Genomic DNA, 2,314 nt, shown 5'->3' with positions numbered 1-2,314 from the left:
TGCCGTCGGCCGTAATCCAGTTGCGGAAGGCTGCATCCTTGCGCACGAAGCGGCCACGCGACGGCGCGGTGTCGTACCAGGCATCGCGCCAGTGACCTTCGACCAGCAGTCCCATGTCAGCCTCCTCGTTGCGTGTCTGCCCGCGCCCTGCTCAGGTGCGGGTGATGGAAAGACCGCCATCGATCAGAGACGCGGTACCGCTGACGAAGGTGGAATCGTCGGATGCCAAATAGAGGACCGACCGCGCGACTTCCTCCGGCCGCCCGACGCGCTTTAGCGCGTGAAGATTGGTGATGAAGGCCGTCTTGTCGGGGGTGTCGTTCATCTCGCGGTACATGTCGGTGTCCACCGCGCCCGGCAGGATTGCGTTGACTCTAACATTCTGCGGGCCGAACTCGGCAGCCAGCGTCTGCGTCAGTCCGATCAGGCCCGACTTGCTCGCGGCATAGGCGGCGACGCCGGGAAATGATGTCGTGTGGCCGACAAACGTCGAGGTGAAGATCACCGATCCGCCGCCATGCTTGACCATCTCGGCGATCTGGTGCTTCGCGCCGAGGAACGAGCCGGTGAGGTTGATGGCGATGGCATCGTTCCAGCCCGCCTCGGAAACGCCGGTCGAGGGCCCACCTTCGCCGAGCGTGCCGGCATTGTTGAACGCGATGTCGAGCCTGCCGAAGGTCCTGACGGCCAGCGCGGCGAGGGCCCGGGCATAGGCTTCGGAGCGCACGTCGCCGGCGAGTGCCACGGCCGTACCGCCGCTGGCCTTGATTTCGTCCACGAGGCTCGCAAGTTCGGATTCACGCCGTGCGCCGACGACAACCTTGGCACCTTCGGCTGCGAAGAGCTTGGCGGTAGCGCGGCCGATGCCGGAGCTTGCGCCGGTGACGATGGCGACCTTGTTCTGAAGGCGCCCTGTTTGCTGCTGTGTCATGTCCGTTTTTCCCTTTTGCGGCTGCGCCAATCGCGGCCTGATGGATCACGGGTAAACCCAACATAGAATTGAAAGAAGACACAGAAACTGGTTACATCATTCAGTTTTTATGAATGATGCGGGGCGAGACATGGACCGGTTACGGGCTTTCGAGGTTTTCGCCGCTGTCGTAGGCCAAGGCAGCTTCACCCGCGCCGCGGACAAGCTCGACACCTCGCCGGCGAATGTCACCCGGTACGTCAACGAATTGGAGGAGGTGCTCGGCGCCCGTCTGCTTAACCGCACGTCGCGGCGGCTGTCGCTGACCGAGACCGGAAAGATGCTGCACGACCGGGCGCTCGCCATCCTCGAGGACGTGGCCGAAGCCGAAGCAATCGCGTCCACCGCCGCGATGCAGCCGCGCGGACGCCTGCGGATCAACGCACCATTGAGTTTCGGCATTCGTCATCTGGCGCCGCTCTGGCCGCGCTTCTGCGCGCGCTATCCGGATATCGAGCTCGATGTCAGCCTGGTCGATCGCGTCGTCGATCTCGTCGAGGAGGGCTACGATCTGGCCGTCCGCATCTCGCGCGGCGGATCGCCGGCCCTTGTCGGTCGCAAGCTCGCGACCACGCGCCACCTGATCTGCGCTTCCCCCGACTACGTCGCGCGCCACGGCGCGCCGCTGAGCCCCGAGGACCTCAAGGATCATGCCTGCATTGCCTATGTCTATTCGGATTCCGTTGACGAGTGGCGGTTGCTGGACAATGCGGGCAAGGAGCATTAGGTAGCGTTGCGCCACATCATGCGCACCAACAATGGTGATACCGCCCGCGCAGCGGCGCTGGCCGGCCTTGGCATTGTGAGGCAGCCGACCTTCCTGATCGGCGAGGATTTGCGGCGGAAACGGCTGGTGCCCCTGTTGACCGGCTACCGCATGCCTGAAACCGACGTGCTGGCGGTCTATCCCAGCCGCCGCCACCTCAGCGCCAAGGTGCGCGTCATGGTGGATTTTCTGGCCGAGACATTTCGCGGCACGCCGCCATGGGGTTAGGGACGTGCGCCGCGCGAGCCGCATCGGGAAGGTGACGGTTTATGTCCCTCGCTGAAATCTTGCGACAGTCCCTGCATCAACTGGCACGTTCACGCTGTCGCTGCCTGCAGTCAACGCCCCCAATCAGACTGAGTCGCTCGCGTTGTACGCGCGGCCCTGTGACGCAGGCAGTCACGGCGACCTTTCCGCTTGACCGGGCAGCGGAAGCCACGAGTTGCCTGCAAGATCGCGATGCAATGGTCGTGGTGACGATGTAATATTTCAGCAACGCGCGGTACCGGGAGGGATCGATGAGCAACCCCTATGCGCTGGAAGGGCTGGACCGGTTGCAGGTCGGCCATATTCGGCAT

The 2,314-nt window shown here is 63.9% G+C and carries 1 protein-coding gene and 2 pseudogenes; 1 reads left to right on the top strand and 2 read right to left on the bottom strand.

The features are described from left to right. Positions 1-115: pseudogene (locus ACFFWD_RS20905) on the bottom strand (glutathione S-transferase family protein); the annotation flags it as partial. Positions 116-151: 36 nt separating this feature from the next. Beyond that, positions 152-931, bottom strand: coding sequence for an SDR family oxidoreductase (locus ACFFWD_RS20900; RefSeq protein ID WP_376968378.1), 780 nt, complete (start codon positions 929-931; stop codon positions 152-154). 109 nt (positions 932-1,040) lie between these two features. Between ACFFWD_RS20900 and ACFFWD_RS20895 the strand changes: the two are divergent. Further along, positions 1,041-1,964: pseudogene (locus ACFFWD_RS20895) on the top strand (LysR family transcriptional regulator). Positions 1,965-2,314 lie beyond the last annotated feature (350 nt).

Origin of the sequence: Bradyrhizobium erythrophlei, from assembly GCF_042430365.1 — a bacterium.
GTDB classification, from domain to species: Bacteria; Pseudomonadota; Alphaproteobacteria; order Rhizobiales; family Xanthobacteraceae; genus Bradyrhizobium; species Bradyrhizobium erythrophlei.
This window is presented reverse-complemented; position numbering and strand designations above follow the sequence as displayed.

What these genes read in the sequence shown, in the direction of transcription:
- ACFFWD_RS20900 (WP_376968378.1), bottom strand. Translation starts at nt 931, where the DNA reads ATGACACAGCAGCAAACAGGGCGCCTTCAGAACAAGGTCGCCATCGTC.